Here is a 24,907-nt window from a genome sequence, read left to right on the forward strand (position 1 = left end):
AGCTTTACCCGTTTTGCTATTTACATAACGGGTAAAGCTTAAAATACTTTAGCCAAACGCAACGTTTGCAAAAACAAGAGTCATTAATACTGGGCACACAAAACGAATGTATTGAGCAAACCAGTAATGCGTGCCGGTGCTGGCTTTATGAAGCTTATTACCGCGTTTCCACATCCAACCTGCGGTTATAAAATAAAACAGCCCCATAAGTGGCAGTTGGTACTGAGTAAATAGCATGATTACTAAACCAAATAACCACTCAAAGTTTAATATTATTGCACTAGCGCATATTAACACCACTAGGCTAACGGCCCACGTTGCTTTAGTACGATCTACGCGGTGGTTTTCTACTAAAAACGCTACCGGTATTTCTGTGGTAGAAATAGTAGATGTAACCGATGCAATCGACATAAGTACAAAAAACAGTAACCCAATTAGTAAGCCAATTTCGCCCATGGTACTAAAAAGCTCTGGCAAAATAGCAAATATAAGCTGCCCTTCACCTATAAGTTTTCCGCCGCTAAACACCTCTACCCCGTTATGCTGCGCTACATAAATTGCAGGCACTATCAGTAAACCTGCTAAAAATGCCACGCTGGTATCAAGTAGTGCAACGCTTGCAGTTAGTTTTGGCAGGTTTGCATCTGGCTGCAGGTACGAGCCATAAATCATCATGCAGCCAACCCCTAATGAGAGCGAGAAAAAAGCCTGCCCCATTGCAGCAATGATTAAATTTGGGTCAAGCACTTGGCTAAAATTAGGAATTAAATAAGCAGCAAACCCTTCGCTGGCGCCTTCTAAACTGGCTATATAAAAAATTAAGCCTATTAGTAGCACCAACAACAATGGCATTAATCGACGTGACCAAGTTTCAATCCCCGATTTAACCCCTTTTAAAATAATACTGGCGGTTAAAATAAGCATAAGCGGCGTAAATATAAAATTACGCACCATAGAGTCGCTGTGTAAAAATTCGCTTGCTGCGGTAAAACCAAAAAATGTAGTAATAGGCTCTATGGCGTAAGAGAGCATCCACCCAGCTACAATAGAATAAAAGCTAAGCATAACCACAGCGCCCGCAAGGCCAATATATCCTGCGGCAGCCCCTACTTTTTTGTTGGTATTTTGCCACGCATTACCCAATGCTTTTACTGGGTTTGCTTGCGCTTGGTGGCCTAAATAAAGTTCGGTATAAAGCGCAGGTAGCGCAAGTAAAAATATAACTACAAAGTAAACCAATAAAAATGCACCGCCACCATGGTTGGCCGCCTGCGTAGGAAAACCCCAAATATTACCTAAACCCACTGCTGCGCCTGCAGCGGCTAAAACAAAACCAAAACGGCTTTGAAATCCATCACGCACTTGTGCCATACATCTACAAATTCTGTTATTCTTTGATTATTGTGAATTAAACCATATTTAATGCCAACTGAGTAATAAAATTGCTTTTGGCATAAATAAGCGCTGTTAACCGCTCATAATTACAGCACTCACTTATTTTAAGCGCGTATGACTAACCACTTTTTTAAAAACACCCTAAGTATTGCTCCCTCTTTTTATAGCGATTTATCCCCTAGCAACAATACTATTTTAGTGTTTAATGCCAACACACTTAATGTAGAACACCTTGATTTAACCCAGTACCTAAGCCCATTTGAGCTAAGCGTTATAAATCGCCGTAAACGCATGCAAGCAAAGCAAGAATATGTAGCATCGCGCATATTACTAAAGCAACTTGCAAAGCATACTCAGCCCCAATACGCACACATACCGCTTAATAAAATGAGCACCCACTTTAATGAAGAATGCTCAAAACTGCAGCTCCATATAAACCACACCGTTATAAATACCTGTATTTCGCACTCGCATGGCTTAGTTGGCGTTGCACTTAATGTTACTAAGGCGGAGTTTGGCTTTGATATTGAAAAAATAAACTTAAAACGCCCATTCGAAAAGCTCGCTAAGCATTTTTATCATAAGGCTGAAATTGCCTTAATTACCGCGCCTTTGGCTATAAAAGAGCAAGCCCACCGCTTTTTTAGAATTTGGACCTTAAAAGAGGCACTCGCTAAAGCAACTAGCCGCCCAATAGCGCAATTGCTTAGCCCAAATGTATTTGATGAATTTTCTTTGTTAAACCTAACAGCATCGAGTAACACCATAACGGTTGCCAATGAGGAGTTTGATATAAGCGTGGCGCATAAAAAAAGCACCGACTGGCGGTGCTTTATACTTAATAACTTAGATACTTAATAACTTGGCTTTAAAAGCTTAAGCAGCGCTTTCTAATAATCGGCTGTGTATTGCTTGTACCACGGTATCTGACTCGCTTTGCTCTACTAAAAAGCATAAGTTGTGCTTACTTGCACCATGACAAATTAATCGAATATTAAACTCTTTTAATACGTTCATTAGGTTCATTTCGTGCTGGCGTAGCTGTATTTCAGAGCCTATAAGCGCCACTAAGGTTAAGTTGTTTTCAACCGATACATGACAAAATTCGGCCAATTTATCTAAACACGCTTGCTCAAGCTCAGGTCGCGAGGCATTAGGTGCATTATCTAGGGTTATGGCAACACTAATTTCTGAGGTAGTAACTAAGTCTACCGATATATTAAATTCACTTAAAATGGTAAATACACGAGCCAAAAAGCCACTTGCTAATAACATTTCTGGGCTTTTAAGCGTTAGCAATATTTGGTTTTTACGCTGCGTAACGGCACGAATACCTGGCTGCTGCGATTTTTCACGCTCAATCCACGTTCCTCCGCGCTCCGGTTCGCGGCTAGAGCCTACAAATACATTAATATGGCTACGGCTTGCTGGTAAAATAGTCGCAGGGTGCAATACTTTTGCGCCAAATGTCGCCATCTCTGCGGCTTCATCAAAGCTTAAACGGGCAATTGGCGTTGCCTTAGCGCATAAACGCGGGTCGGTGCTAAAAATACCCACTACATCGGTCCAAATGTGTACACTTTTAGCGTTAATAGCCTCTGCTAATAACGCCGCGCTGTAGTCAGAGCCACCACGGCCAAGCGTTGTGGTTTGGCCAAATTCATCACTACCAATAAACCCTTGTGTAACTATTACTTGCTCATCTAATAACGGAATTAACAGGTCTTTAGCCGCTTGTGCAGTGGCCGCAACATCGGGCGTTGCTTTACCAAATTGGCTGTCGGTTTTAAGCACTTTGCGTACATCAAACCTATCTGCATTTAAGCCTTTTAAGCGCAGCACTTGAGCAAATAAATAAGACGATAAACGCTCGCCAAAGCTAAGCAGCTCATCGTGTTGTTGATCAGTGGTGAGTGTTTCAAGGGCTAACGTTTGAAACGCTTTTAACGTCTCGTTAAAACCTACGGCTAAATCGGCATCAAGCGACAGCTCATCTAAAATAGCCTGTTGAATAGCCAATACGCCATCTATGTGTGCTTGGCGCTGCTCTTTACTAAGGTCGGGTTTGCACAGTGCAACTAAGTGATTAGTTACGCCGGCACTGGCGCTCACAGCTACAATACGTACGCTTTTATCTGCAACAATAATTTCGCTACAGCGACTCATCGCTTCAAAGTTTGCAACACTGGTTCCGCCAAATTTGGCAACGATGTAATCTGATTTTGCGCCTGATACTGTTTGTGGCACTGATTGGGTAGTCATTTCGTCTCCTTTCGCGGTATCCAAACCGCTAAAAAACAAGAAGAACTTGGCAAAGGAATGCAAATAAGATGTGTCCGCTGCCAGAAGCTCTCCACCTAAGTTGGTGACAGTTTTGGGGATTCAGCCCCATAAACCGAAAAACACGGTTGACGTAACCTTGTTTTCCTCGGCGAGTACTTCCCTCTTTAATGGTTATGGGCGTTCGTCACCTACCATTAAATACCTAAGTATCGCACCTCTTCTGAATGTTGTATTAACCTGTGGCTAATAAAACAAAACCCCACTGTGTAGCGGGGCTTTGAAAGTTATCGTTTAGACGTCTAGCTGTCAAGGTGTTTTAGTTAATATAACGCGAATAATTTAGCCAAGGTTTACATTGCTGGCTACTTTTACAGCGCTTAATGTAACTCGCCTGTACGCCAGCTAAAAAAATGTGTAAATTAAGCCAGTTAATAACGAGTACTTTTTATTATAAAAATATAAAAACTACGCTCTGCTTTAAGCGTAGTTAACTCATTACTAGGATGTATCACCGCATTATGATCCCAGCTAAAAAGCTGCTTAATACCCTTAGCGAACACTGGGGTGTTTTAGAGCTATTATTTAAACGTTTTAAAATGGCCGACTTTAGCCTCAAAGACGTGCAAAACGCCATTAAGCAAAAACAGCCCACGTGGACAAACGAGCGCATATACAAAGAAACAAATCGTTTGCTCAATCAAGATATACTTATTCCATTGGCTAAATCATCCCAGCTTGAAATAAACCGCGCCATTGCCGATTTTGCGACCTTTTTATTACAAGAAGAACACCTAGGTTTAGCACAAGAAATTAGCGTTTTGGTTGATGATTTAGCACGCCTAGGAAACCGATTAGATAATGCCGGCGAAATAGAAGACTTTGACGATTTACGCCGCTATAGCCGCATTATGGATGATCGGGTGCGTAAAATAATGAAGCTTTACGCGCACAACGAAAACGCTATTTTAAACATTGTTGAGCAAGCTAAATCTGATCACGCGGTGCAATCTTTGCAAAAGCGCTACAAAGCGGTAATAGAAGCCTTTGACGAATACATAGAGCCGATGCTTGAAATGGTCGATATTCGCGGTGACTTTCATGCCTGTTTTACACTTATTGAGCAACAAATAAGTAAGCAAATAGAGCACATTGAACGCTCAGGCAAAGCCTACAGCGACAAACGTATGCTTGAGCAATTGCGTACTCGGATACTCGAAATGCATTTAGTTGGCAGAGAAAGCTTACGCAAAAGTGCCGATATGCTTATGCCACTGCGCGAAGAGCTACGCCGTAATAACCTAATTACCCGCCAAGCAGCAAAAGTGCTCGGCCTTGTGCGTAAAAATGGCGTAGACAACATGCTAAGCGCGGTACAACCAAATTTTGTAAGCGATGCGCAGCGTTATTCGCTTGGCCAGCAGCGTCATATAGTTGCCTATATGGCAAGCTTGGTAGAATTTGAACACGAAGAATACCAACTCCCAGAGCAACAAGACGTGCCGGCATTTGTTACGCCAAACATTCCTGATTACCACGATGTTAAAACAAGCTTTGCAAAACGCTTTAATAAAAAACGTAAAAAGCCCCAGCCATTACTGCAATTTTTAGATGAAAGCTACCCAGAATTAGACGCCGACGAAATGCTATTTTTATATCAAAAACTAGTCAGCGACAGTGAAATTCACATTAGCCAAAGCGATGAAAAAACACGCGTAAAAATTGCCGGCCAGCATTTTTCGTTATACCCATTTAATTCTGCGCCTCAGCCAGATACACAGGCAGACGAGTAACACATGACACATATAAACTTAAACGAGCTTACGCACCTACAAGCCATTAATAAAAAATTAGGTGCGGGTTACCATATTTGCGAACAAGACAACGTAATGTGGCAAGAGCTTGACCAGCACATAGAATCTTATAGCGCCTTATTTAGCGCCCTTGGCCACGAGTTAAAACACGACAGTCGCGGCTTTTACTACTTTGCCAGCGACGAAAGCACGCCAAACATGGGTAAAATATCCCGTGCTATTGCACTGACTATTTACATTTTAATTGAGCACTTTGCCAATACGGGTAAAGACCCAATGCATGCCCTATTTGATGAAGTAAACGATTTAGAACTGATGCAAACCTTAGTGCAAATTAATAAGCACTTGTTTGATCAACTTGAGATATTTTCGGGCTCAGATTTACGAAAAGATGTATACCTGCGCATGGTACGTTTAGGCCTTGCCCGCGAAGTCGAAGGCGGCTTTATGCTACAAGCGCCTATTCACCGCTATATTGATGCACTTATGGAAGTAAACGAAGAAACCTACATTACAGAGGACGAGCAATGAAAAACTTATACGGACTAAGTAAACTCGCCCTACTTAATACCGCAGGTTATGCAAAATGTGTTATTCCGCTTGATAAAAGCAGCTCTATTTGTGCGCCAAACAATACCGGTAAAAGCTCGGTTATTAACGCCCTGCAATTTCCGCTAATAAACGATTTGCGCCTAACCGAATGGGACGGGCACGATTTAGATGAAACCCGTAAATTTTATTTTTCATCAGATCAGTCGTACATTTTGCTTGAAGCCAACCTCCCCCATGGCTCGGTGGTTATTGGTGTAGCAGGCCTTGGTAAAATAGCCGGTTACGCGCATCAGTACTTTTGTTACCAAGGCAAACTTGATTTAGCGCAGTACACGCAAGGTAATACCATTATTAAGTTTACCAAGCTGTTTAATCATTTAAAAACGCAAGGTTACAACCCTATAGAGCTTAAAGCACAAGAGCTAAACGCCCTGCTTACCGGCGGCGCAACCCCTTTTGACGGCGACATTAATTTAAAAATGATCCCGCTTAATAACGTGCAAGACTCCGCCATTTATAAAGAAATTTTTAGGCGTATTCTTAACTTACACAAATTGGGTGCAAGCGATGTTAAACGCTTTATGCTACGTGTGTTTGAACGCCATATGTCTAACTCTAAAGTGGACTTTTACGAGGTATGGCGTCGCTCGTTTGATAAAGTAAATCGTGCTAAACGCGAATTAAAAGCGCTTGAATCAATGCAAGAGCCAATAACAGCGCTTGAATCAATGCTTGAAAACCAAACCGTGCTTAAAGGTAAGTTAGCAGCCTACGCGCCTAAAATTGATCAAGCATTAATAGACTTTGATACCTACCAAGAAGAGCAACTAAGCGAACTAGCCATTGCCCTTGAAGACATAGAGCACGAAAAACACGAGTTTGAGCAAAAGCAAAGCTTATACGTACAGCAATCGCGCGATATAGAGCGCCGGCAAACCCAAATAGAGCAATGGTTTTTAGATTACAGCGCTCTTAAAAGCGAATTTGAACTGGTAAATAAAGCCACCCTTAAAACCAACCTTGGCCAACTTAAGCAAGACTACGAGTCGCTTTCGCACTCTATAACCAGCGCACAAGGGCAAAGCCTACACACGCTTGATTACCGCATTAGCGAAACGCAAAAGCAAATTAAAAGCTTAAAACTGCAGCTTAAAAACCTTGAGTTTAATTTGTTTACTCGAATGCGCGAAGACCTATCACTTAAAGAAGTAGAAGAAATATCACGCATTTTAAACCCCGATATACTCTCGTTTGCCACCACCAGCAATGGCGATATAACCATTGATGATGAAGACGCTTTTGGGGAATTTTTATCGCTATTAAGCGAAAACGTTAAAGGCGGTGTACTAACCCTACCAGGGGCAAGCATTAAACTTAAAAAACTGTCGCCAGTGCAAATGCAAAGCGGCGAAAACAAAACCCAACTTAGCGCTCAGCTAGACGCGCTGGAACGCTCGTTAAAAGAGTTTAAACAACAGCGCGAAGTAGCCGCTAACGTGGCCGATAAACAAAAAGAAAAAGATGCACTTTACGATGAGCTAATGAGCGCAGAGAGCGCCCTAAAACGCTTAGAGCAATTTGAGGTAATGCAGCAATCGGTAGAAGCGCAATCCATGCTAAAAGAGCAGTTATTAGCAGAGCGCGAACAAGTTGACGACTACCTGCAAGACATTCAAAAAAATAGTGGCTCAATTGCAGACAGGCGCTCGTTAATTAAATCTAAGCAAGAGCAAATTAATCGCCAAACCGAGCGCCTACGCCAAGTTAAAAGCGAGCGAATTGACCACACGCTTGATTTATACAGCGGTAAAGTAACCCCGTATATGATTGATATAACAGTCGACTTTGATAACTTAAGCGACCTAGTACATCACTTTAATAAAGACTGCCAAGAGCTGCGCAACTTTGACATAAACGTGCGTAATACCTATTTGCATGTATATAACGCGGGTATTACTAAGTTCGATAACGAAAACGACGAATTTACTAAATACCAAAAGTTGATTAGCGCGTTTCATAACCTTGATAACGAACGCGATGCCGTTGAGCGCCAAGGCCGCGTAGCCCTGACCGAAGTAGCCGCCACAATTAAAGGCTTGCGTGAAGACTTAGACCGACTTCGCCGCGAAATGAACAGCTTTAATAAAGGCATAAGCCAGCACCGTATTTCTAACCTTCAAGCGTTTAAAATTAACGTAATACCGCGCAAAATGCTGGTTGATAGTATTGATACCATTATCAGCACGTCGCATCAGTTTGAACAAGGCGACACCCTTGATTTATTAAGCCAAGAACCTTACAGCGAAAGCGCGGTAAACGAAGCAAAAGATCACCTAATAAAACTTGCCTCCGACAAAGCAGGCCTTACATTAACTGACTTATTTGATATTCGTTTTGAAGTGGTTAACCACGCAGGTGAAACAGAACACTTTGAAAAAATAGACTCAGCTGGCTCAAACGGGACCCGTATTACTATTAAGTTATTATGTGGCATGTTGTTTATTCGTTACTTATTAAGCGATCAGGAACAAAACCTTTACCGTATACCTATTTATATTGATGAAGCGGCCGACATTGACCCGCAAAACCAAAAAGCAATCATAGAAACGGCACTGAGCTTTGGCTTTGTGCCAATTTTTGCCTCGGTTAAACCGCAGGTAAGCTGTGATTACATTGTACCTATTCGTTCAGTAAAAGATGGCGCCCAAAACTGGGTAGACGAAAAAGACTGGATTGAAGTTGAACACAATTAATTGGCCGTTAAGGCAAACCAACTAAACTAAAATATAGGACGTTAAACTAATACACATTTAAACGATGTGTGTTATTTTAAATTAACGCATTTTATTGGAGCAAAGGTAATGAAAAATATACTTATTGTTGCAGCGCTGACATTACTTACAGCCTGTACGCAAACCCCTGACTGGGATTACGACAAATCAGCCAACTTTAGTAATTTTAAAACATTTGCTTGGGTAGAAAACGCGAGCCTAACCAAAGACACCACAAACTACCAAATTAACGGCTTAATGGAAAAACGTGTACGTACTGCCGTTAATAATGAGCTTAGCCAAACATTAGGTATGAGCTTAGTAGACCCAGCCCAAGCTGACGTACTAGTTAACTACCATGCATCGGTAGATAAAGAGCTAGAAGTAGACAGCTTTAACGTAGGCTACGGCGCGCGTTGGGGGTACTGGGGTACGGGTTTTCAACGCGACATTAGCGCCCGCGAATACGAAGTGGGTACGTTAGTAATTGATATTATTGACCGAGAATCAAACCAACTTGTATGGCGCGGCGCAAAAGAAGGCCGTTTAAAGAAAAAACAATCGCCTGAGCAACGCGAAGCATCAATTAAAGAAACAGTCGCTAATATTTTAAGCAACTTCCCGCCGCAAAAGCAGCAGTTAGTTAAAATTAGCGTTAAGTAAGTTTTAAAAAGCTCACAGTATGTGAGCTTTTTTGTGGGTGTTTATTTTTGGGACTTCAGATTTAAATAATTATGAGCTGCGCTCATCACGTCAGCAAGCTGCACGTCTACAATACCGAGTTAAATTTACGCTTTATACTTATACAATAACTCAAAAGGTATATGGCAATAGTCATCTGGGTGGTTGGTTAAACGGTCTTGATGCTCAGGATCGCTTGGTACGTAATTAGTTAGCCGCTCAACGCCGACTACAACTTTTTCTGCATCACTGCGCTTATTTATATAATTGTTTGCTGCGTCTAAATGGCCTTGGTATTTGCTGTAAATAGCAGTGCGGTATTTAGGGCCTACGTCATCCCCTTGTTTATTAATGCTATATGGGTCAATTATTTCAAAAAAGTAGTCAAACAGCTTATTTAGGCTAACGGCGTTTAGGTCAAAAATTACCTTTACGCATTCTGCGTAACCATCGTAGTCGCCATCTGTAGTTTTACTTGAACCATTCGCGCGCCCTGCCTGTGTGCTAACAACACCTGGTAAGTGTTTCATAAACTCTTGTACGCCCCATAGGCAGCCACCAGCAAAGTAAATAGTATTGTGTTCTTTAGTATCCATTATAAATGCTACCTAATGAGTAAAGTGTGAATGGTTATCAAATGCAGATATTAACAAATTAATGTACAATCGCGCACAAAATGACTGCTGTTACATTTAGCTATTTTATCATGCTCAAATATGAGCTTTGAAATTAATTGTAACCGCAGCTACAAATAAAAAACGACGAGAAACACATGAACCGCACACCACACATTATATTACCTGCCCTTTTATGCAGTGTTACCCCATTTGCTTATGCCAATACACAACCTGATGATTCTTCAATCGAGCAAATAACAGTGGAGGCTTCGCCTACTGCGAATAAACTGCCTGTAGGTACATTTGACTCGCCTATTTCTAATTTAGAATACGATCCGCGTGTAGATCTTCAATCACGAAATATGGCTGAGGCACAAGCTGATGTAACTATTCGTGGCGGTATTTTTGAAAACACCGGCTTTAGAGTAGGCAGTGCTACCCTGCTTGACCCGCAATCTGGTCATTATTTTGCTGAAATTCCCATTGCACCGCAAATGCTAAGCGGCCCAGCAGTTTTAACCGGTGCCGATAACGCACTGTACGGTATGAACAGCTCTGTAGGTACGGTTTCGTTTGGTTGGAAACCGATTATTACTGGCGGTAGTGTATCGCTCGGTACTGGTACGAACGACTTTAATCTTCAAAGTATTCACGCTGCTAAAAACACACAACTTGATAGCTTAGCTGACTATACCTTAGGTTTTGAAGGTGAATATTCTCACTCGCAAAGTGATGGCACTATTGATAATGGTGACCATGACTTTTCGCGCGCCTCAGCTCGCGTGCAATTAGCAAGCGAGCATAGCCAAACCGATTTATTTTATGGCTCACAGGATAAGTTTTTTGGCTGGCCTAACTTGTATACCCCTTTTGGCGTTAACGAAACTGAAGATTTAGAAACCCGCCTTTGGATGCTTAATCACAAACAAAACTACGCTAAAAACAGTAATTTTGAAGTATCGGCGTATTACCGCACCCATGACGATCACTATATTTACTCGCGCGAAAACCCAAGTGCATTTGAAGCGTTTCATAAAAGTGAAGTTAAATCGCTTGCTCTTTCCGGCCGCCATGCACAAAGCAATGCGTTTGCAATTAATTACTCAGCACAATTTATTGATGATTCTATTGAATCAACCACACTTGAAAACAACTTTACCTCACGAAAATATTATAAGTTGAGCGTATTGCCCCAATACACAATGGCGCTAAAGGCTAACCAACAGCTTATTTTTCGTTTAGGGGCTGCGTATGACGATACAAACCGTGATGACGCTGAGGTATCTGCCATTGGTGATATAACCTTAAATACCCAAAATAATGACGGCACAGCGCAAAGCCTTTATTTATCGTACGCGCAGGCGAGTCAAGTTGCAGGCTATACAGCTATTGGCGGCAGCGATTCTGGTGGATTATTTAGAAGTAACTACAACCTTGAGCGCGAAACCACTTCGAACTTAGAGCTAGGTTTATTACTTGAAGAGCAAAGCTGGCAGTTAAACTCGGCTATTTTTTATCGAAAAGATAATAACTTAACCGACTGGACCTTTAATTTTGATTCTACCTCGGCGCGCTTTGCAAACCCGGTTGATATAGATACTGCAGGGGTTGAATTTTTAGCGACTAAGCACTTTGATACAGCAAAACTTATTGCTAGCTACACCTATTTACATAAATCAGAGAACTACGGCGCAGCCGATATTGATGCCAGTTTTTACGCGTTAAACTTTCCTGATCACCGTTTAACACTTGGCGCTGTGTATAACCCAACTGATATTTTAGAATTTAGAATAGATAACGAATGGCGAACACAACACAAAAACGCCCTTAGAAACGGCGACGACAACGCGCTTTTTACCCAACTCGCGCTTAAAATAACCCCGCCTCAGTTACGCAATTTATTTATTACTTTAGCGGCAGATAACGTATGGGTTGAGTCGTTTGAAGAAATACCTGGTACACCAGGGCGCGGTGAACAATATACGTTAAGCGCAACGTATAGTTGGTAAAATCAAAGCGGCGTTTACAAGCTCAATTTATACTTTGATTTGTAGACGCTGTGTTTTTTATAAAAGCGCTATTTTAGAAAAAAATATTGCACGAAGTGAAGCGAATGAGCAGTAAATGAGAAAACACAAACCAACTATTACTTAAAGTTAATCTCTTCCTCTAAAAGCGCAGCGCCTCTTGCCCTCTTTGTGAGTTACTCACTTTATGGCCTTAAGCCAGTAAAAGCAGCGCGTTTTTATATAAAGCAAAGCTAAAAAGTTGCACAAAAAGAAACGAATAGGCAGTAAATGAGAAAACACAAACCAACTATTGCTTAAAGTTAATCTCTTCCTCTAAAAGCCCCGCGCCTCTTGCCCTCTTTGTGAGTTATTCACTTTATGGCCTTAAGCCAGTAAAAGCAGCACAAAGAGAAGCGAATGAGTAGTAAATGAGAAAACAAAAGCCAACTATTAATTAAAATTAATCTCTTCCTCTAAAAGCGCAGCGCCTCTTGCCCTCTTTGTAAATAAACCACTTTTACAGGCTTTGCCTGTCACGTAAGCAAGCTTTACGTCTACAAAACAACCATATATCTACGCATTTGCGGTAGACGCAGAGCTTGCTCGCGTGAAAAGCGCAGCTTTTAATTACTTAAAAAATTACTCAGTAATAGATAAATGTAAATATATGTGTATTAACTTCGTAAGCTAGGTTAACTGCTCAAGTTCGGTAATAAGCGCTAGAGCCTCTGCATTAGTAGACCCACATACATCGCGCGTGGCGCTAAAATCGCTACATACTTTAGGGCGGCTTTCATCGCCAAATAGTTTACATAAATTGTTCTCATCGAGCTGAATACAACGCTCTCCGGCTTTTTTACCGTTTGGCATTCCTGGGATTGGGGAGCTAATACTTGGGGCAATGCAACATGCGCCGCAGCCTAAGCGACATGCCATAGGCACTGTTTTCATAAATACCTCTGTTAGTTAAAGCCAGGCCTCTGTATTTAAATTAACACCCTGCCTAGCCCATTATTTATCTGTAATACACATATGTAATGCTTTGTTACATCTTAAAACGCCTTGTAACACTTTATTGCGTATTATTGCCTTGTCACCAAATATATGAAGGAATGCCTTGTGGCTACTAAAAAACAAATTTTATTACCAGTCGCGGTTTTAGCAGCCGGGATTGCACTCGCTTTTGGCCTTTCAGCCATGAAAACGCCACCAGAAGAAAAACCAGAACAAGACACTCGCCCACTTGTTGCTGCGCAAAACGTAAACATTGATGCAATAACGCTCGATGTTAAATCGTACGGCGTAGTAAAACCTAAAGACCGTACAGAGCTGGTTGCACAAGTAAGCGGGCAAGTTATTTCAGTAGCCGAACAATTTGTTGAAGGCGCGTTTGTTAAGCAAGGCGATATTTTAGCACGAATTGATCCAAATGATTACGAGGCCGATTTAATTGAGGCCGAAGCAGGCCTTGCCCAAGCAAGTTCAGCGCTTGAAATAGAACGCGCGCAAGCTCACGTAGCTAAAGCCGAATGGGAACGTATTAAATCAGACTCAAGCGATGCAATTGCATCGGAGCTTTATTTACGTAAACCACAACTTGCAGAAAAAATGGCAAACTTTCGCTCTGCCCAAGCCCGTGTAAAACGCACTAAACGTAATTTAGAACGCACGTACATCAAAGCCCCTTACGACGCTATAATAAACCAACGCACCATTAGCTTAGGCTCGGTGGTTAGTGCGGGTAGCAAGTTTGGCGAGCTAAGCGCTACCTCGGTTGCAGAGGTGCGTTTACCGGTTGCAGATAAAGAGCTGCAATACCTAGATAACGGCGGTATTGGCGCATTGGTTACACTTAATGCTGAATTTGCCGGCAAACAAACAACATGGCAAGCCAAGATTGTACGAAGCGAAGGTGTGGTTGATCAAACCAGCCGTATGAGCTATTTAGTTGCTCAGTTACCAACTCCGTACGCTGATAACACCAAACCACTGCGTTTTGGCTCTTATATAAATGCCACCATAAAAGGCCGCGCGCTTGATAACGCGATTATAGTGCCGCACCATTTAGTTAAAAATAACAAAATTGCTATTTTAAACGACGATCACACCCTGAGTTTTAAAACGCTTAATATTGTACGTGAACAAAACGGCATGGTGATTGCGGACCAAGGCCTAAACAGTGGTGAGCAACTTATTACCTCTGCCCTTGAATACCCAACTGAAGGCATGGCGGTTAAGCTGGAAGGCACTGAGCCTAAAAGCGATGTGACTCAATTAGCACTTAAAGAGGATACACCATGAGTACCTCAGAAAAAGGCTTAATTGCATGGTTTGCACGTAACCCAGTGGCGGCAAACCTCATCATGATTTTTATACTTATTGGCGGGCTTTTAACAGCGCTGACAATTCGTAAACAGGCATTTCCGCAATTTGAAAGTAACTGGGTGAGTATTGAAGCGGTATACCCAGGCGCAGCCCCGCAAGAGGTTGAAGAAGGTATAACGATAAAAATTGAAGAAAACCTTGAGGGTACCGAGGGTATAAAGCGTTTAATCACTTACTCTAACCGAGGTTATGCGCAAGCGTGGGTAGAAATAGAAGAAAAATACGACCTACAAGAAGCCCTAGACGAAATAAAAGCGCAAGTTGATTCTATCAATACCTTTCCGGCAGGAATGGAGCGCCCTGTTATTCAGCGTGAAAAATTTCAGCAAGAGGTGATGATCCTCGCGCTTTATGGCGACATGAGTTACTACCAGCTTAAAGAGCTAGGTAACGACATAAAAGATGAACTACTCGCCTTGCCTGGCGTTAATTTAGTCGACTTTTACAGTGGCCTAGATTACGAAATAGGCATAGAGATAAGCCCCGACAAACTACGTGAATATGGCCTAACTTTTAGAGATGTTTCAAGTGCGGTGCAAAATTTTTCTACCAATATGTCGGCAGGGCAAATTCGCTCTGACACTGGCTATATTTCAATGCGTGTTGAAAAACAAGCCTACCGTGGTGGTGAATTTGCAAAGCTTCCGCTTATAACGCTTGCCGATGGCGCACAGATTAACTTAGGCGATGTAGCAACGATTAATGATGGCTTTGAAGAAGGCTTACTTTACTCTAAATATAACGGTAAAAACTCACTCACGTTTGAAGTAGATGCCTCAAAAGATCAAGACATTACCGATGTAGCTAAAATTCTTAAAGGCTACATGGCAGAAAAACAATCGAAGCTTCCACAAGGCGTAAAGCTCTCCCCTATTGTTGATTTAACTTACTACCTTGAAGGTCGACTCGATATGATGATCGACAACATGGTATGGGGCGGTATTTTAGTAATGATAGTGCTGGCACTGTTTTTACCGCTGCGTTTAGCTTTTTGGGTAATGATGGGCTTACCGGTGTCTTTTCTAGGTGCCTTTTTGTTTATGCCAATTGGCTTTTTAGACATCACCATAAACATGGTGTCGTTATTTGCCTTTATTATTGTGCTTGGCATTGTGGTCGACGATGCCATAGTCGTGGGTGAGTCTGCCAGTGCCGAAATAGAAAAACACGGCCATAGCCTTGATAATGTTATTCGCGGAGTTAAGCGCGTTGCAATGCCTGCCACTTTTGGGGTTTTAACCACTATCGCGGCGTTTTTACCGCAAGCTATGGCATCGGGCCCGGGCGCTGCGTTTTCTAAAGCCATTGGTGTGGTTATTATACTGTGTTTGATTTTCTCGCTGATTGAATCAAAGCTAATATTACCTGCGCATATTGCAGCCATGAACCCACGTAAACCTAACCCTAAAAACCCATTACATAAACTGCGTAATGTGGTTGATAGTGGCTTAAAACACTTTGTACAAAACTATTACACGCCTTTTATAGGTCATTGTATACATTATCGTTATACCGTAATTATTGGCTTTTTATGTATATTAATAGTCAGTGCAGGTATGTTTGCAGGCGGCTTAGTTAAGTTTGTGCCTAACCCTAAAATACCGCATGATTTTCCGCGTATTACGCTTGAAATGAACCTGGCCTCTTCGGAGCAAGCCACCCTTGAAACGGCTCGTAAAATAGAAGATGTATTACTCAAAGTAGATAAAGAGCTTGAAGAGCAATATGGCCAAAGCATGATCCGCGATTTATCGGTAAGCTTACGTGGGCGTACTCAAGCAAACATTATGGCTATTTTAGTAGAGCCACACTTGCGCCCTATCGACACCTTTGCATTAAGCACCCTGTGGCGCGAACAAATGCCCCCGCTTCCAGGTGTTAAAACGCTTAATATTCAAGATAATATTTTTAGCGGCGGACGTGATGACGGCGACGTAAGCTTTAGGCTACAAGGCAAAGATGCCGATGAGCTAAAAGAAGTAGCTGGTAAATTAAAAGCTAAACTACAAAGCATGGAAGGTGTAGGCGATGTAAACGACTCACTGCAAAGTGCCACCGACGAAGTACAGCTTGATTTAAAACCACTGGCGTACAGCATGGGACTTACACTTGCCGATGCTGCATCGCAAGTAAGCTTTAGTTACTACGGATTAGAAGCACAGCGTATTTTACGCGAAGGTGAAGAAATTAAAGTAATGATACGCTACCCAGAAAGCGAGCGTAACTCAATTAGCAACATTCAAAGTGCGCGTATTATTACCCCAACCGGCGCAGAAGTACCGTTAAGCGAAGTAGCCGAAGTTAGGCTAGTAGATGGTGTAAACCGTATTCGCCGTGAAAACTCAAACCGTACTGTTAATGTGTGGGCAGCAGTAAATACTGACCAAGTTGAGCCATTTGCTATTGCACAAGAAATTCGCGATACCTATTTACCTTCATTGCTTAAAAGCTACCCAGGCGTTAAAAGTAATGTGGCTGGGCGCGTACAAGAAGAAATGGACAGCGCCGATGAGCAGTTACGCGACTTTGCTATATCGCTGATGATTATATTTGCCTTATTGGCCATTCCGCTTCGCTCTTACTCGCAGCCGCTTATTATTATGTCGGTTATTCCATTTGGTGTAGTAGGTGCAATGTTTGGTCACGTAATATTAGGTATGACCATGAGCGGGCTGTCTATGTTTGGCATTATTGCGGTAGCGGGCATAGTCGTAAACGACTCTCTCGTAATGGTTGATTTTGTAAACAAAGCACGCGCAGAAGGCATGGCCGTAAAACAGGCCGTTATGCAGGCCGGTGCAAAGCGCTTTAGAGCTATATTGCTTACCTCAATCACTACATTTATTGGTGTAATGCCAATTATTATGGAAACCAGCTTACAGGCTAAAATAGTTATTCCTATGGCGGTATCGCTGGCCTTTGGTGTGCTATTTGCCACGGTAATTACTTTAATACTTATACCTTGCCAATACGTAGCACTAGAAGACGCTAAGCGCCTTACCCGTAAGCTACTTGGTAAATCGCAACCTATAAGTGTTCAACCGACACCCACTGCAAAATAATTAAAGTTTCTCTCCCAACCATTAAAGCTCGGCCTAATACGCCGAGCTTTTTATTGCCTGCATTATTAATAGTTTTTATAAAGTGTTTCAAATAAATTATGGGTAATTATTTTAATTATATCAGCGTATTATGCGCCCTCAATTTAAAGCATCGCTAACGCATTATAATTTTATTGCTTAGCATTAAGCTCACACCGCAATGGTTTTGAGCCGCTTGTCAGTTAAGTGCCCTCCACTTAGCTCTAATAATTAATTTAAAACACCTAAACATACTGCTATCCGCTTAAAGCGCTATGGCATCTAGTTTATTTATGCACCCTAAGGAACCCTATGTTTGATTTAATAAGCAAACGCAGCGCTAATTTAAAAAATGATGTATTAGCCGGCTTAACCGCTGTGCTTACGCTCATTCCCGAAGCTGTTGCGTTTACCTTTGTAGCGGGAATTGACCCAATGATGGGGCTTTATGGCTCGTTTTTTGTTGGCTTTATTACCGCCGTGTTTGGCGGCCGCCCAGGTATGATTTCGGGTGCTGCTGGCTCTATGGCTGTAGTCACCACCGCCTTTATTATTATGTTTGGGCTGGAGTACTTGCTGGCCGCCGTGGTATTAACCGGTGTGCTACAAGTTGTGTTTGGCGCTTTTAAAATGGGCAAATTTATTAGGCTGTTACCTCACCCTGTAATGCTTGGCTTTGTAAATGGCTTAGCTATTGTGATTGGTATGGCGCAATTTGGCCAATTTAAAGAAAACGTTCGCGTAGTTTACGATAAGCAACACGATATGTTTACCTACGCAGGCGATTGGATGCAACTAACCAGCCCAGCTATGCTTACCATGATGGGGCTAATTGCGTTAACCATGGCAATTGTGTATTTTTTACCGCGCTATACTAAAGCAATTCCTGCCCCTCTTGCTGCAATAGCAGTATGTACAGCGCTGGTCACCTTTACGCCACTTGAGTCAAAACTTGTTAGCGATGTTGTGCACACGCAGCGTACTTCAATGATTGAAAAAGAGATCATTACTGAAAACTTTGCAGCTATAAAAAATCAAGTACCTCATGGGCAATACAGCGAAGTGGCGCAAAATATTGCGCTTGAGCGCCCAACCGATGCGCAAATTACGGCTAAATGGCAAGAAAACGAAGCGCAAAAAGTAGCTGAGGGCTTAAAAGAAACCATCGACCCACTTGATGGCAGTTTAAAAGGTGCATTACCGAGTTTTCACTTTCCGCAAATTAGTTGGGATTTAACCAATAGCGACTCGCTCGATGCGCTTATTACCGTGCTCATGCTTGCGCTTATTTTGTCATCTGTGGGGCTAATAGAAACCCTTATGACGCTTTCGCTTATTGATGAAATAACACAAACCCGCGGGCAAGGTAATCGTGAGTCCGTAGCGCAAGGCTCGGGCAATATTTTAAGCGGTTTATTTGGTGGCATGTGTGGCTGCGCCATGATTGGTCAAAGCATGGTCTGTTTAAACTCAGGCGGACGAGGGCGTGCTGCAGGTATTGCTACCGCTTTATTTATGCTGGTATTTATTTTGTTTTTTCCAAGCTTAATTGAAATGATACCGGTGGCATCTTTAATTGGCGTTATGTTTATGGTGGTTATTGCTACGTTTGAGTGGTCATCTTTGCGCTTATTTGGCCGTGTTCCAAAGTCTGAAATATTTATCATTATTGTGGTATCTACCGTTACCGTATTGCTCGATTTAGCCGTAGCCGTAGGCATAGGTATTGTTATTTCTGCCTTGGTTTATGCATGGAACTCTGCAAAAGAAATCCGTATTCAATGTAGTGATGAATCGCAAAGCGAAAAAACCTATCAAGTAACGGGTAATCTATTTTTTGGCTCAATAACCTCGTTTAAAGAAGGGTTTAATCCACATAACGACCCACAAAAAGTGTGTATAGATTTTGCCAATGCCAGAGTGTGCGACCAATCAGGTATTGAAGCCATACATGGTTTAAGTGAGCGTTATAAAGCATTAGATAAAACGTTGTATTTGCGCCATTTGAGCCCAGAGTCTGCCAAGTTATTACAAAAAGCCGGTGATTTAGTTGAGGTTAACATTGTTGAAGGCCCTAAATACCCTGTAACCAACGACGCTATGGCGTAACACGTCACTTAGGTAACTCACTAAAAAGCTCGGAATTTCCCGAGCTTTTTATTTTTAAGTCAATTGTTTAAATTATTTTAAGCTGGTAAGTTAGGCACGTATATGGACACCCACGCATAAAAGGATGTAACTATGCCACTCGTACAACTTATTCTATTTATTGTTTTTGATGTGTTAACCACACTTGGTTTAAAAAGAATAACCGTAACTTAATGCTATTTGGCTTCATTGCTATATCGTTCACATTTGTAGGGCTCGACTTTTTGATAGGCGTAGATGAAGGGAAGTCAGGCATTAATTAATCAAAAAAATTTTAGCTTGAAAATTAAAGGGACTTTAATGCGCTTATACATACTGATTATTTCTTTAGTTATTTTTTTAAGTGGGTGCCAGAGCTATATTGCTTATCAAATAACTAAGCCTCCGCAGAAAGTTCTCCCTAAAGAATTTGAGAGCTCTATCGCTTTATCTGGAGTACAAACCCATTACTGTAGCAGCGAAGTAGATTGTCTTGATTTTAGGTTTATCTCACCTAAGGATATCGAAAGCTACCTACTCGATGGCAATACACTTTCGTTAAGTTTGATTGTTGGAGGAAGCACTGAAGATGAGGTTTTTGAATACCAACTTACTTCAGATAATTTACCAAACAACCAAAATAGCGGGCTTTTAATTATCTTTCCTGGGTATGGCGTAGATAGCTTGATTTACACCATGCAAGCAAGATGGCTTAGCCATGTCACTGGAAAAAATGTGATAGTGATGCCTGCAAGTAATCAATACGAGAAGTTTAGATTTGGTTTAAACTCGCTTGATGTGCTAGTCAATTATGTAAATAAAGAAAACTACACTGATATTTCCTTAATTAGTTACTCAATGGGCGCAATTGCGGGAGTTGAGTTGGCATCTAAGCTGAATATTAGTAAGCATATACTTTATGCCCCAATGATTAATTTTGAGGCCGCACTAAACACAATTGCTAACTTATCACACCCTATTTATAGCAAACTATTAGGCGATGATTATTTAAACGAAGTCGCGGCTAAGATAATTGAAAAAAGTGAAGTACCTCTTACTAAACTCGACATATTAAATAATCTAAATAAGACCCCGCATGCTAGGCAAACTTACATCTTTTCAAGTAATACAGACAAAGTGAGTCCATATAATAGGTTGCTTACTCTTAACAACTCAAAAGTGAGCATGTATGAGGTAAAAGATTTAAATCACATTGAAATGGTTTCTTTAATTTCCACACAGCAAAGGAATGTGCTCCTTTCCTTGCTTGATGGATAACTTTGCCAACATTCCTAATAATTGAGAAAAATATTGCTCGTTTTTTATCCCTAATACGTTATGGTATTTAAATAATAAATATACATAATAAAGTTAAGGAGCAGCCATGAATACCCCGCAATCAGATCATATCCCGCAAGAAGCCTTTGATTGGTACGACGAATACGCCCACGGTTTAATGGACCGACGTACATTTATGAAAAAACTAGGTGGGTTAGCTGCACTTGGTTTTTCAATGAGCGTACTAACCAGTGCCCTGTTACCTAATTATGCGTTTGCAGAGCAAGTATCATTTAACGATGATGATATTAAAGCCACCTACGAAGAATTTGATTCGCCAAACGGGCATGGTAAAGGCAAAGGCTACTTAGCTGTACCTAGCAAAATTGAAGGTAAACTGCCGGTTGTATTAGTTATTCACGAAAACCGTGGTTTAAACCCATATATTAAAGATGTAGCAAGGCGCTTAGCCAAAAAAGGCTTTATTGCCTTTGCACCCGACGCACTCTTTGCGCTTGGTGGCTACCCAGGCAATGACGATGAAGGCCGCGCTATGCAAAAAACCATGGACAGAGCTAAAATTCAAAACGACTTTGTAGCTGGGGCTCACTTTTTAAAAAATCATTCGAATAGTAACGGCAAACTGGGAGCTGTAGGCTTTTGTTTTGGTGGTTACATTGTTAATTACTTAGCAGCGGTTGAGAGTGACTTACTGAGCGCGGGCGTGCCTTTTTATGGCACACCTGCCAGTGAGTCACTGCACAAAAATATAAAAGCGCCTTTAATGATTCAATTAGGTGAGCTTGATAAACGCGTTAACGCTACATGGCCTGATTATGAAAAAAGCTTAAAAGCTTACAATGTTGAGTACATTATGCACATGTACGAAGGCGCTAATCATGGTTTCCATAACGACTCTACTGGGCGTTATGATGAGCAAAAAGCAGAACTTGCTTGGCAGCGTACCTTAGCGTTTTTTAATGAAAAACTAAGTTAATAATAAGGTAATGCCACCAGCTTAAAATGGGTGGCATTTTTTAAGTTAATTGAGCTCTGTAATGTGTAGAAGCTCACCAGATGGTCCCCATAAATAAATCACTTTACCCCACGGCTCTTGTTTTATCCCTTCATAGCGAATATCAAAGTGAGTTAACTTACTAATAGTGTTAAAGGCTTCGTATATATTTAATACGCACACTTGCAGCATTAAATTTTCAGCAAATTCTTGGTTGTAGTAACGTTGTAAAAACAAACTACATTCACCTGATGTTGCTATGCTTAAATCAGCTGATGCAGGCTCAATAGTAAAGCCAAGCGCCTTATAAAAGTCGCGCGATTCCTGATAATTTTTACACGGTACAAACACTCTAATATCATCAACTTGCATTATCAGTCCTTCATTAGCCAAGCACGCTTTTATCAATAATCCCTTTTGCAATAAGGGCTTTTAAAATACCGGCGCTTTTTTCTCTAAAGGCATCGCGAAGTAAGCGCACCGCTGGAGTGATTGACTGCCTACTTGGGCACACCAACCAAAGCTCTGTAGGCGTGGGTTTAAAGTTTGGCATAACACTTATGACATTACCGGCAAGTAATTCATTAGACATATCTAAGCACGATTTAACCGCCAGCCCCTTGCCCGACACACACCAGCGCCTTACTAAATCGCCATCGTTAGCCGCATGGCCACCGTGCAATTTTACTTTAAACTCTTCGCTGGCATCGCTAAATACCCATACATCTTTAATTATATCTTGCAGTTGATAAAACAGCCCTTTATGTTCAGTTAAATCATGTGGATGAGCAGGCGTGCCATGTGTATCAAGGTAGCTTTGTGCTGCGCATAAAATACGCGGTACGTCGCAGATTTTAAAACCGTACATGCTGGCATCGTTAGGTTTACCATAACGCAGTGCAATGTCGACCGAGTCACGATAAAAGTCGATATTACTGTCGCTTATATTGGCGCGCAAGCTGAGCTGAGTGTGGGTTTGCATGAACTCGTCAAGCCAGGGGATCACAATGTTGCGCCCTAAATCAGAAGAAAGCGCAATACGCAGCTCGCCATCAATTATATCGTCATCGCTTTTAAGTGTATTTTTGGCTTGTTCAAGCATTGCCATTGCTTGCTGGCATTGCGGAATGTAACGCTCGCCGGCTGCAGAAAGCCTTAAATGGCGAGTGGTGCGTATAAATAGTTCAAAACCTAAAGCCTGCTCTACCCTTTTAACAGCAGCACTTGCTGTGGCGGTGCGCATATCTAAATTTGATGCTGCAGCAGTAATACTTTTAAACTCTGCCACTTTTAAAATTACCTGTAAGTCTTCTAAAAGCATTGTGTATTAATCCATTATCAACTTAATAATTTAATTATTATTTTTGGCAAAATTAAGCGCTTTAGGTTTGCTTACAGTGTATTGAGCAATCAAAAAGTAATTTATTGTCTATTTATATTTGACAATGCTTATCTATTGCGCGGTTTATCAATATAAAGGCTAATATTACACTGTACCCAACAGCTAGTCACTAACCACTATTTATTAAATTAGGACAATCTTTAGGGCGTTTATTAGTAAACCCAGCTTTTGGGCATTAATAGTATGTTTAAAAAGCAAACTTGTTTAAAGCGAGCGCTCACCCTTTTAATTAACTAATATTATTTGATAAAGATTCAATTATTACCCTGTTTATTACATAAAAATTCTCACCTATTATTCACCTCATCGCAAGCGAAGTCATTTAGGCTATTAAAATCGCTTTACTCTATTTTTTAGCATAACGGGTATCACAGTATGAAACGATTAAAAACCACCTTAGCAATAGCAACCCTGTCATTAGCCACAAGTGCTTTTTCAAGCGCCTATGCAGCAGACGTTGGCCCCCTTGAAACGGTGACTACTTTTAATAAATATCGCGGCGCAGGTATAACTATAACACCTGCAGGGCGAATGATTGTAAGCATGCATCCGCTTGATGCACCAAAAACGCGAGTAGTTGAAATTATGGCAAACGGTGCTCAACAACCTTTCCCTAGCGAAGATTGGGCTGACGGCCCCGAGCTTGGCAAAGTAGGCCTTGCAGCCGTAATTGGCGTACATAGCGACAGCAAAGGTGTGGTGTGGATTTTAGACATGGGCAGCGAGCAAGTAGCTCCAAAACTAATTGCTTGGGACAGCGTTGCCAATACCTTAGTTAATACCATTGAATTAAATAAAGACGCTGTACTTGATAACTCGTTTTTACAAGACTTTGTTATTGATGAACGTAACGACAAAATTTACATTGCCGATATGTCTTTTGGTAACTTTATGGGCGCCACTAAACCTGCGTTTATTGTTGTTGATTTAAAAACCGGCGAATCAACGCGTGTACTTGAGGGCAATGCTAAGCTAATGCCAGAGGAGCGCGATATTGTCATAGAAGCCTCTCCTGTTGCATCTAAATCAGCAAAAGGTGAAACAACAAACCTACGTTTTGGTTTAAACCCAATTACCATTGATGATAAAAACGAATGGGTATACTTTGGCGCATTTACAGGCACAAGTATTTACCGTATTCCGGCAAAAACGCTCGCTGATAGCACGTATTCAGATGCTAAAAAAGCAAAAAGCATTGAAGTGTTTGGCCCTAAAAACCCAAGCGATGGCATGACCTACGCGCCAGGTGGCGGTATTTTAGTAACCGACCTTGAAAACAATGCCATTGGTTTAACGACTAAAGGCCACTACGAAATAATTGTTCAAGACAAACGATTATCATGGCCTGATAGCCTAGCAGTGAGCAATGGTTGGATTTATGTAACACAAGATCAGCTTCACCAGCACCCTGCATTTAGCCAAGACTTTGGTAATGCAAAACCACCTTACGTATTAACGCGTTTTCGCTTTAATCAAAAATAATTAATTATTTTTATAAGCC

At 41.4% G+C, this 24,907-nt stretch carries 18 protein-coding genes and 1 riboswitch; of the genes, 12 read left to right on the forward strand and 6 right to left on the reverse strand.

Annotated features, from left to right (window positions below):
* Positions 1-48 precede the first annotated feature (48 nt).
* A complete protein-coding gene (locus CWC04_RS07025) occupies positions 49-1,371 on the reverse strand; it encodes a sodium-dependent transporter (RefSeq protein WP_004587706.1) in 1,323 nt (440 codons plus the stop codon).
* Between the two features lie 138 nt (positions 1,372-1,509).
* Here CWC04_RS07025 and CWC04_RS07030 point away from each other — a divergent pair, with 138 nt between their 5' ends.
* Positions 1,510-2,253, forward strand: coding sequence for a 4'-phosphopantetheinyl transferase family protein (locus tag CWC04_RS07030; RefSeq protein ID WP_138684989.1), 744 nt, complete (start codon positions 1,510-1,512; stop codon positions 2,251-2,253).
* Between the two features lie 18 nt (positions 2,254-2,271).
* On the opposite strand, the gene lysC is transcribed toward CWC04_RS07030, so the two are convergent.
* The gene (gene lysC / locus CWC04_RS07035) at positions 2,272-3,657 is read right to left on the reverse strand and encodes a lysine-sensitive aspartokinase 3 (RefSeq protein WP_138684990.1); all 1,386 of its coding nucleotides are present in this window, start codon (positions 3,655-3,657) and stop codon (positions 2,272-2,274) included.
* A 76-nt stretch (positions 3,658-3,733) separates the two neighbouring features.
* Positions 3,734-3,906: riboswitch (Lysine riboswitch) on the reverse strand.
* 290 nt (positions 3,907-4,196) lie between these two features.
* Between lysC and CWC04_RS07040 the strand changes: the two genes are divergently transcribed.
* The 4 genes from CWC04_RS07040 to CWC04_RS07055 all read left to right on the forward strand — a co-directional run bounded on the left by CWC04_RS07040 (position 4,197) and on the right by CWC04_RS07055 (position 9,475).
* On the forward strand, positions 4,197-5,468 hold the full coding sequence (locus tag CWC04_RS07040; protein ID WP_004587702.1) for an MksB family condensin complex protein: 1,272 nt from the start codon (positions 4,197-4,199) through the stop codon (positions 5,466-5,468).
* Between the two features lie 3 nt (positions 5,469-5,471).
* Positions 5,472-6,020, forward strand: a complete 549-nt coding sequence (locus tag CWC04_RS07045) for a condensin complex protein MksE (protein ID WP_138684991.1) — start codon at positions 5,472-5,474, stop codon at positions 6,018-6,020.
* Positions 6,017-8,794, forward strand: a complete 2,778-nt coding sequence (locus CWC04_RS07050; protein ID WP_138684992.1) for an Mks condensin complex protein MksF — start codon at positions 6,017-6,019, stop codon at positions 8,792-8,794. Before CWC04_RS07045 ends, CWC04_RS07050 begins: the two co-directional genes overlap by 4 nt.
* Positions 8,795-8,902: 108 nt before the next feature.
* Positions 8,903-9,475, forward strand: coding sequence for a DUF4136 domain-containing protein (locus CWC04_RS07055; protein WP_138684993.1), 573 nt, complete (start codon positions 8,903-8,905; stop codon positions 9,473-9,475).
* A 125-nt stretch (positions 9,476-9,600) separates the two neighbouring features.
* On the opposite strand, the gene CWC04_RS07060 is transcribed toward CWC04_RS07055, so the two are convergent.
* Positions 9,601-10,089, reverse strand: a complete 489-nt coding sequence (locus CWC04_RS07060; protein WP_138684994.1) for a peptide-methionine (S)-S-oxide reductase — start codon at positions 10,087-10,089, stop codon at positions 9,601-9,603.
* A 176-nt stretch (positions 10,090-10,265) separates the two neighbouring features.
* On the opposite strand from CWC04_RS07060, the gene CWC04_RS07065 reads away from it, so the two are divergent.
* The gene (locus CWC04_RS07065; protein ID WP_138684995.1) at positions 10,266-12,119 is read left to right on the forward strand and encodes a TonB-dependent receptor plug domain-containing protein; all 1,854 of its coding nucleotides are present in this window, start codon (positions 10,266-10,268) and stop codon (positions 12,117-12,119) included.
* A 687-nt stretch (positions 12,120-12,806) separates the two neighbouring features.
* Here the strand turns inward: CWC04_RS07065 and CWC04_RS07075 are convergent.
* Entirely contained in the window at positions 12,807-13,070 is a 264-nt protein-coding gene (locus CWC04_RS07075) for a YkgJ family cysteine cluster protein (protein ID WP_138684996.1), read from the reverse strand.
* A 168-nt stretch (positions 13,071-13,238) separates the two neighbouring features.
* Here CWC04_RS07075 and CWC04_RS07080 point away from each other — a divergent pair, with 168 nt between their 5' ends.
* From CWC04_RS07080 to CWC04_RS07100, 5 genes are all read left to right on the forward strand, one after another.
* Positions 13,239-14,420, forward strand: coding sequence for an efflux RND transporter periplasmic adaptor subunit (locus CWC04_RS07080; RefSeq protein WP_138684997.1), 1,182 nt, complete (start codon positions 13,239-13,241; stop codon positions 14,418-14,420).
* The gene (locus tag CWC04_RS07085; RefSeq protein WP_138684998.1) at positions 14,417-17,566 is read left to right on the forward strand and encodes an efflux RND transporter permease subunit; all 3,150 of its coding nucleotides are present in this window, start codon (positions 14,417-14,419) and stop codon (positions 17,564-17,566) included. The genes CWC04_RS07080 and CWC04_RS07085 overlap by 4 nt, the downstream gene beginning before the upstream one ends.
* A 330-nt stretch (positions 17,567-17,896) precedes the next feature.
* Positions 17,897-19,693 carry a SulP family inorganic anion transporter gene (locus CWC04_RS07090; RefSeq protein ID WP_138684999.1) on the forward strand — a complete coding sequence of 599 codons (1,797 nt, stop codon included), beginning with the start codon at positions 17,897-17,899 and terminating at the stop codon, positions 19,691-19,693.
* A 276-nt stretch (positions 19,694-19,969) separates the two neighbouring features.
* Positions 19,970-20,989 carry an alpha/beta hydrolase gene (locus tag CWC04_RS07095; RefSeq protein ID WP_138685000.1) on the forward strand — a complete coding sequence of 340 codons (1,020 nt, stop codon included), beginning with the start codon at positions 19,970-19,972 and terminating at the stop codon, positions 20,987-20,989.
* A gap of 106 nt (positions 20,990-21,095) precedes the next feature.
* Positions 21,096-21,986, forward strand: a complete 891-nt coding sequence (locus tag CWC04_RS07100; protein WP_138685001.1) for a dienelactone hydrolase family protein — start codon at positions 21,096-21,098, stop codon at positions 21,984-21,986.
* A gap of 45 nt (positions 21,987-22,031) precedes the next feature.
* Here the strand turns inward: CWC04_RS07100 and CWC04_RS07105 are convergent, their stop codons facing one another.
* Together CWC04_RS07105 and CWC04_RS07110 are read right to left on the reverse strand one after the other, a co-directional pair.
* Complete coding sequence (locus CWC04_RS07105; protein WP_138685002.1) at positions 22,032-22,376, reverse strand: VOC family protein; 345 nt, start codon at positions 22,374-22,376, stop codon at positions 22,032-22,034.
* Between the two features lie 13 nt (positions 22,377-22,389).
* The gene (locus tag CWC04_RS07110) at positions 22,390-23,325 is read right to left on the reverse strand and encodes a LysR family transcriptional regulator (protein ID WP_138685003.1); all 936 of its coding nucleotides are present in this window, start codon (positions 23,323-23,325) and stop codon (positions 22,390-22,392) included.
* A 456-nt stretch (positions 23,326-23,781) separates the two neighbouring features.
* Between CWC04_RS07110 and CWC04_RS07115 the strand changes: the two genes are divergently transcribed.
* Positions 23,782-24,888 carry an L-dopachrome tautomerase-related protein gene (locus tag CWC04_RS07115; RefSeq protein WP_138685004.1) on the forward strand — a complete coding sequence of 369 codons (1,107 nt, stop codon included), beginning with the start codon at positions 23,782-23,784 and terminating at the stop codon, positions 24,886-24,888.
* Positions 24,889-24,907 lie beyond the last annotated feature (19 nt).

The sequence above is a fragment of the Pseudoalteromonas sp. S2893 genome, assembly GCF_005887105.1.
GTDB classification, from domain to species: domain Bacteria; phylum Pseudomonadota; class Gammaproteobacteria; order Enterobacterales; family Alteromonadaceae; genus Pseudoalteromonas; species Pseudoalteromonas atlantica.

Bases quoted from the DNA above. Each gene is read 5' to 3' on its own strand.
- CWC04_RS07060 (WP_138684994.1), bottom strand. From the start codon at position 10,089: ATGGATACTAAAGAACACAATACTATTTACTTTGCTGGTGGCTGCCTA.
- CWC04_RS07030 (WP_138684989.1), top strand. From the start codon at position 1,510: ATGACTAACCACTTTTTTAAAAACACCCTAAGTATTGCTCCCTCTTTT.
- lysC (WP_138684990.1), bottom strand. From the start codon at position 3,657: ATGACTACCCAATCAGTGCCACAAACAGTATCAGGCGCAAAATCAGAT.
- CWC04_RS07100 (WP_138685001.1), top strand. From the start codon at position 21,096: ATGAATACCCCGCAATCAGATCATATCCCGCAAGAAGCCTTTGATTGG.
- CWC04_RS07115 (WP_138685004.1), top strand. From the start codon at position 23,782: ATGAAACGATTAAAAACCACCTTAGCAATAGCAACCCTGTCATTAGCC.
- CWC04_RS07090 (WP_138684999.1), top strand. From the start codon at position 17,897: ATGTTTGATTTAATAAGCAAACGCAGCGCTAATTTAAAAAATGATGTA.
- CWC04_RS07065 (WP_138684995.1), top strand. From the start codon at position 10,266: ATGAACCGCACACCACACATTATATTACCTGCCCTTTTATGCAGTGTT.
- CWC04_RS07025 (WP_004587706.1), bottom strand. From the start codon at position 1,371: ATGGCACAAGTGCGTGATGGATTTCAAAGCCGTTTTGGTTTTGTTTTA.
- CWC04_RS07105 (WP_138685002.1), bottom strand. From the start codon at position 22,376: ATGCAAGTTGATGATATTAGAGTGTTTGTACCGTGTAAAAATTATCAG.
- CWC04_RS07085 (WP_138684998.1), top strand. From the start codon at position 14,417: ATGAGTACCTCAGAAAAAGGCTTAATTGCATGGTTTGCACGTAACCCA.
- CWC04_RS07110 (WP_138685003.1), bottom strand. From the start codon at position 23,325: ATGCTTTTAGAAGACTTACAGGTAATTTTAAAAGTGGCAGAGTTTAAA.
- CWC04_RS07075 (WP_138684996.1), bottom strand. From the start codon at position 13,070: ATGAAAACAGTGCCTATGGCATGTCGCTTAGGCTGCGGCGCATGTTGC.
- CWC04_RS07055 (WP_138684993.1), top strand. From the start codon at position 8,903: ATGAAAAATATACTTATTGTTGCAGCGCTGACATTACTTACAGCCTGT.
- CWC04_RS07045 (WP_138684991.1), top strand. From the start codon at position 5,472: ATGACACATATAAACTTAAACGAGCTTACGCACCTACAAGCCATTAAT.
- CWC04_RS07050 (WP_138684992.1), top strand. From the start codon at position 6,017: ATGAAAAACTTATACGGACTAAGTAAACTCGCCCTACTTAATACCGCA.
- CWC04_RS07095 (WP_138685000.1), top strand. From the start codon at position 19,970: ATGAAGGGAAGTCAGGCATTAATTAATCAAAAAAATTTTAGCTTGAAA.
- CWC04_RS07040 (WP_004587702.1), top strand. From the start codon at position 4,197: ATGATCCCAGCTAAAAAGCTGCTTAATACCCTTAGCGAACACTGGGGT.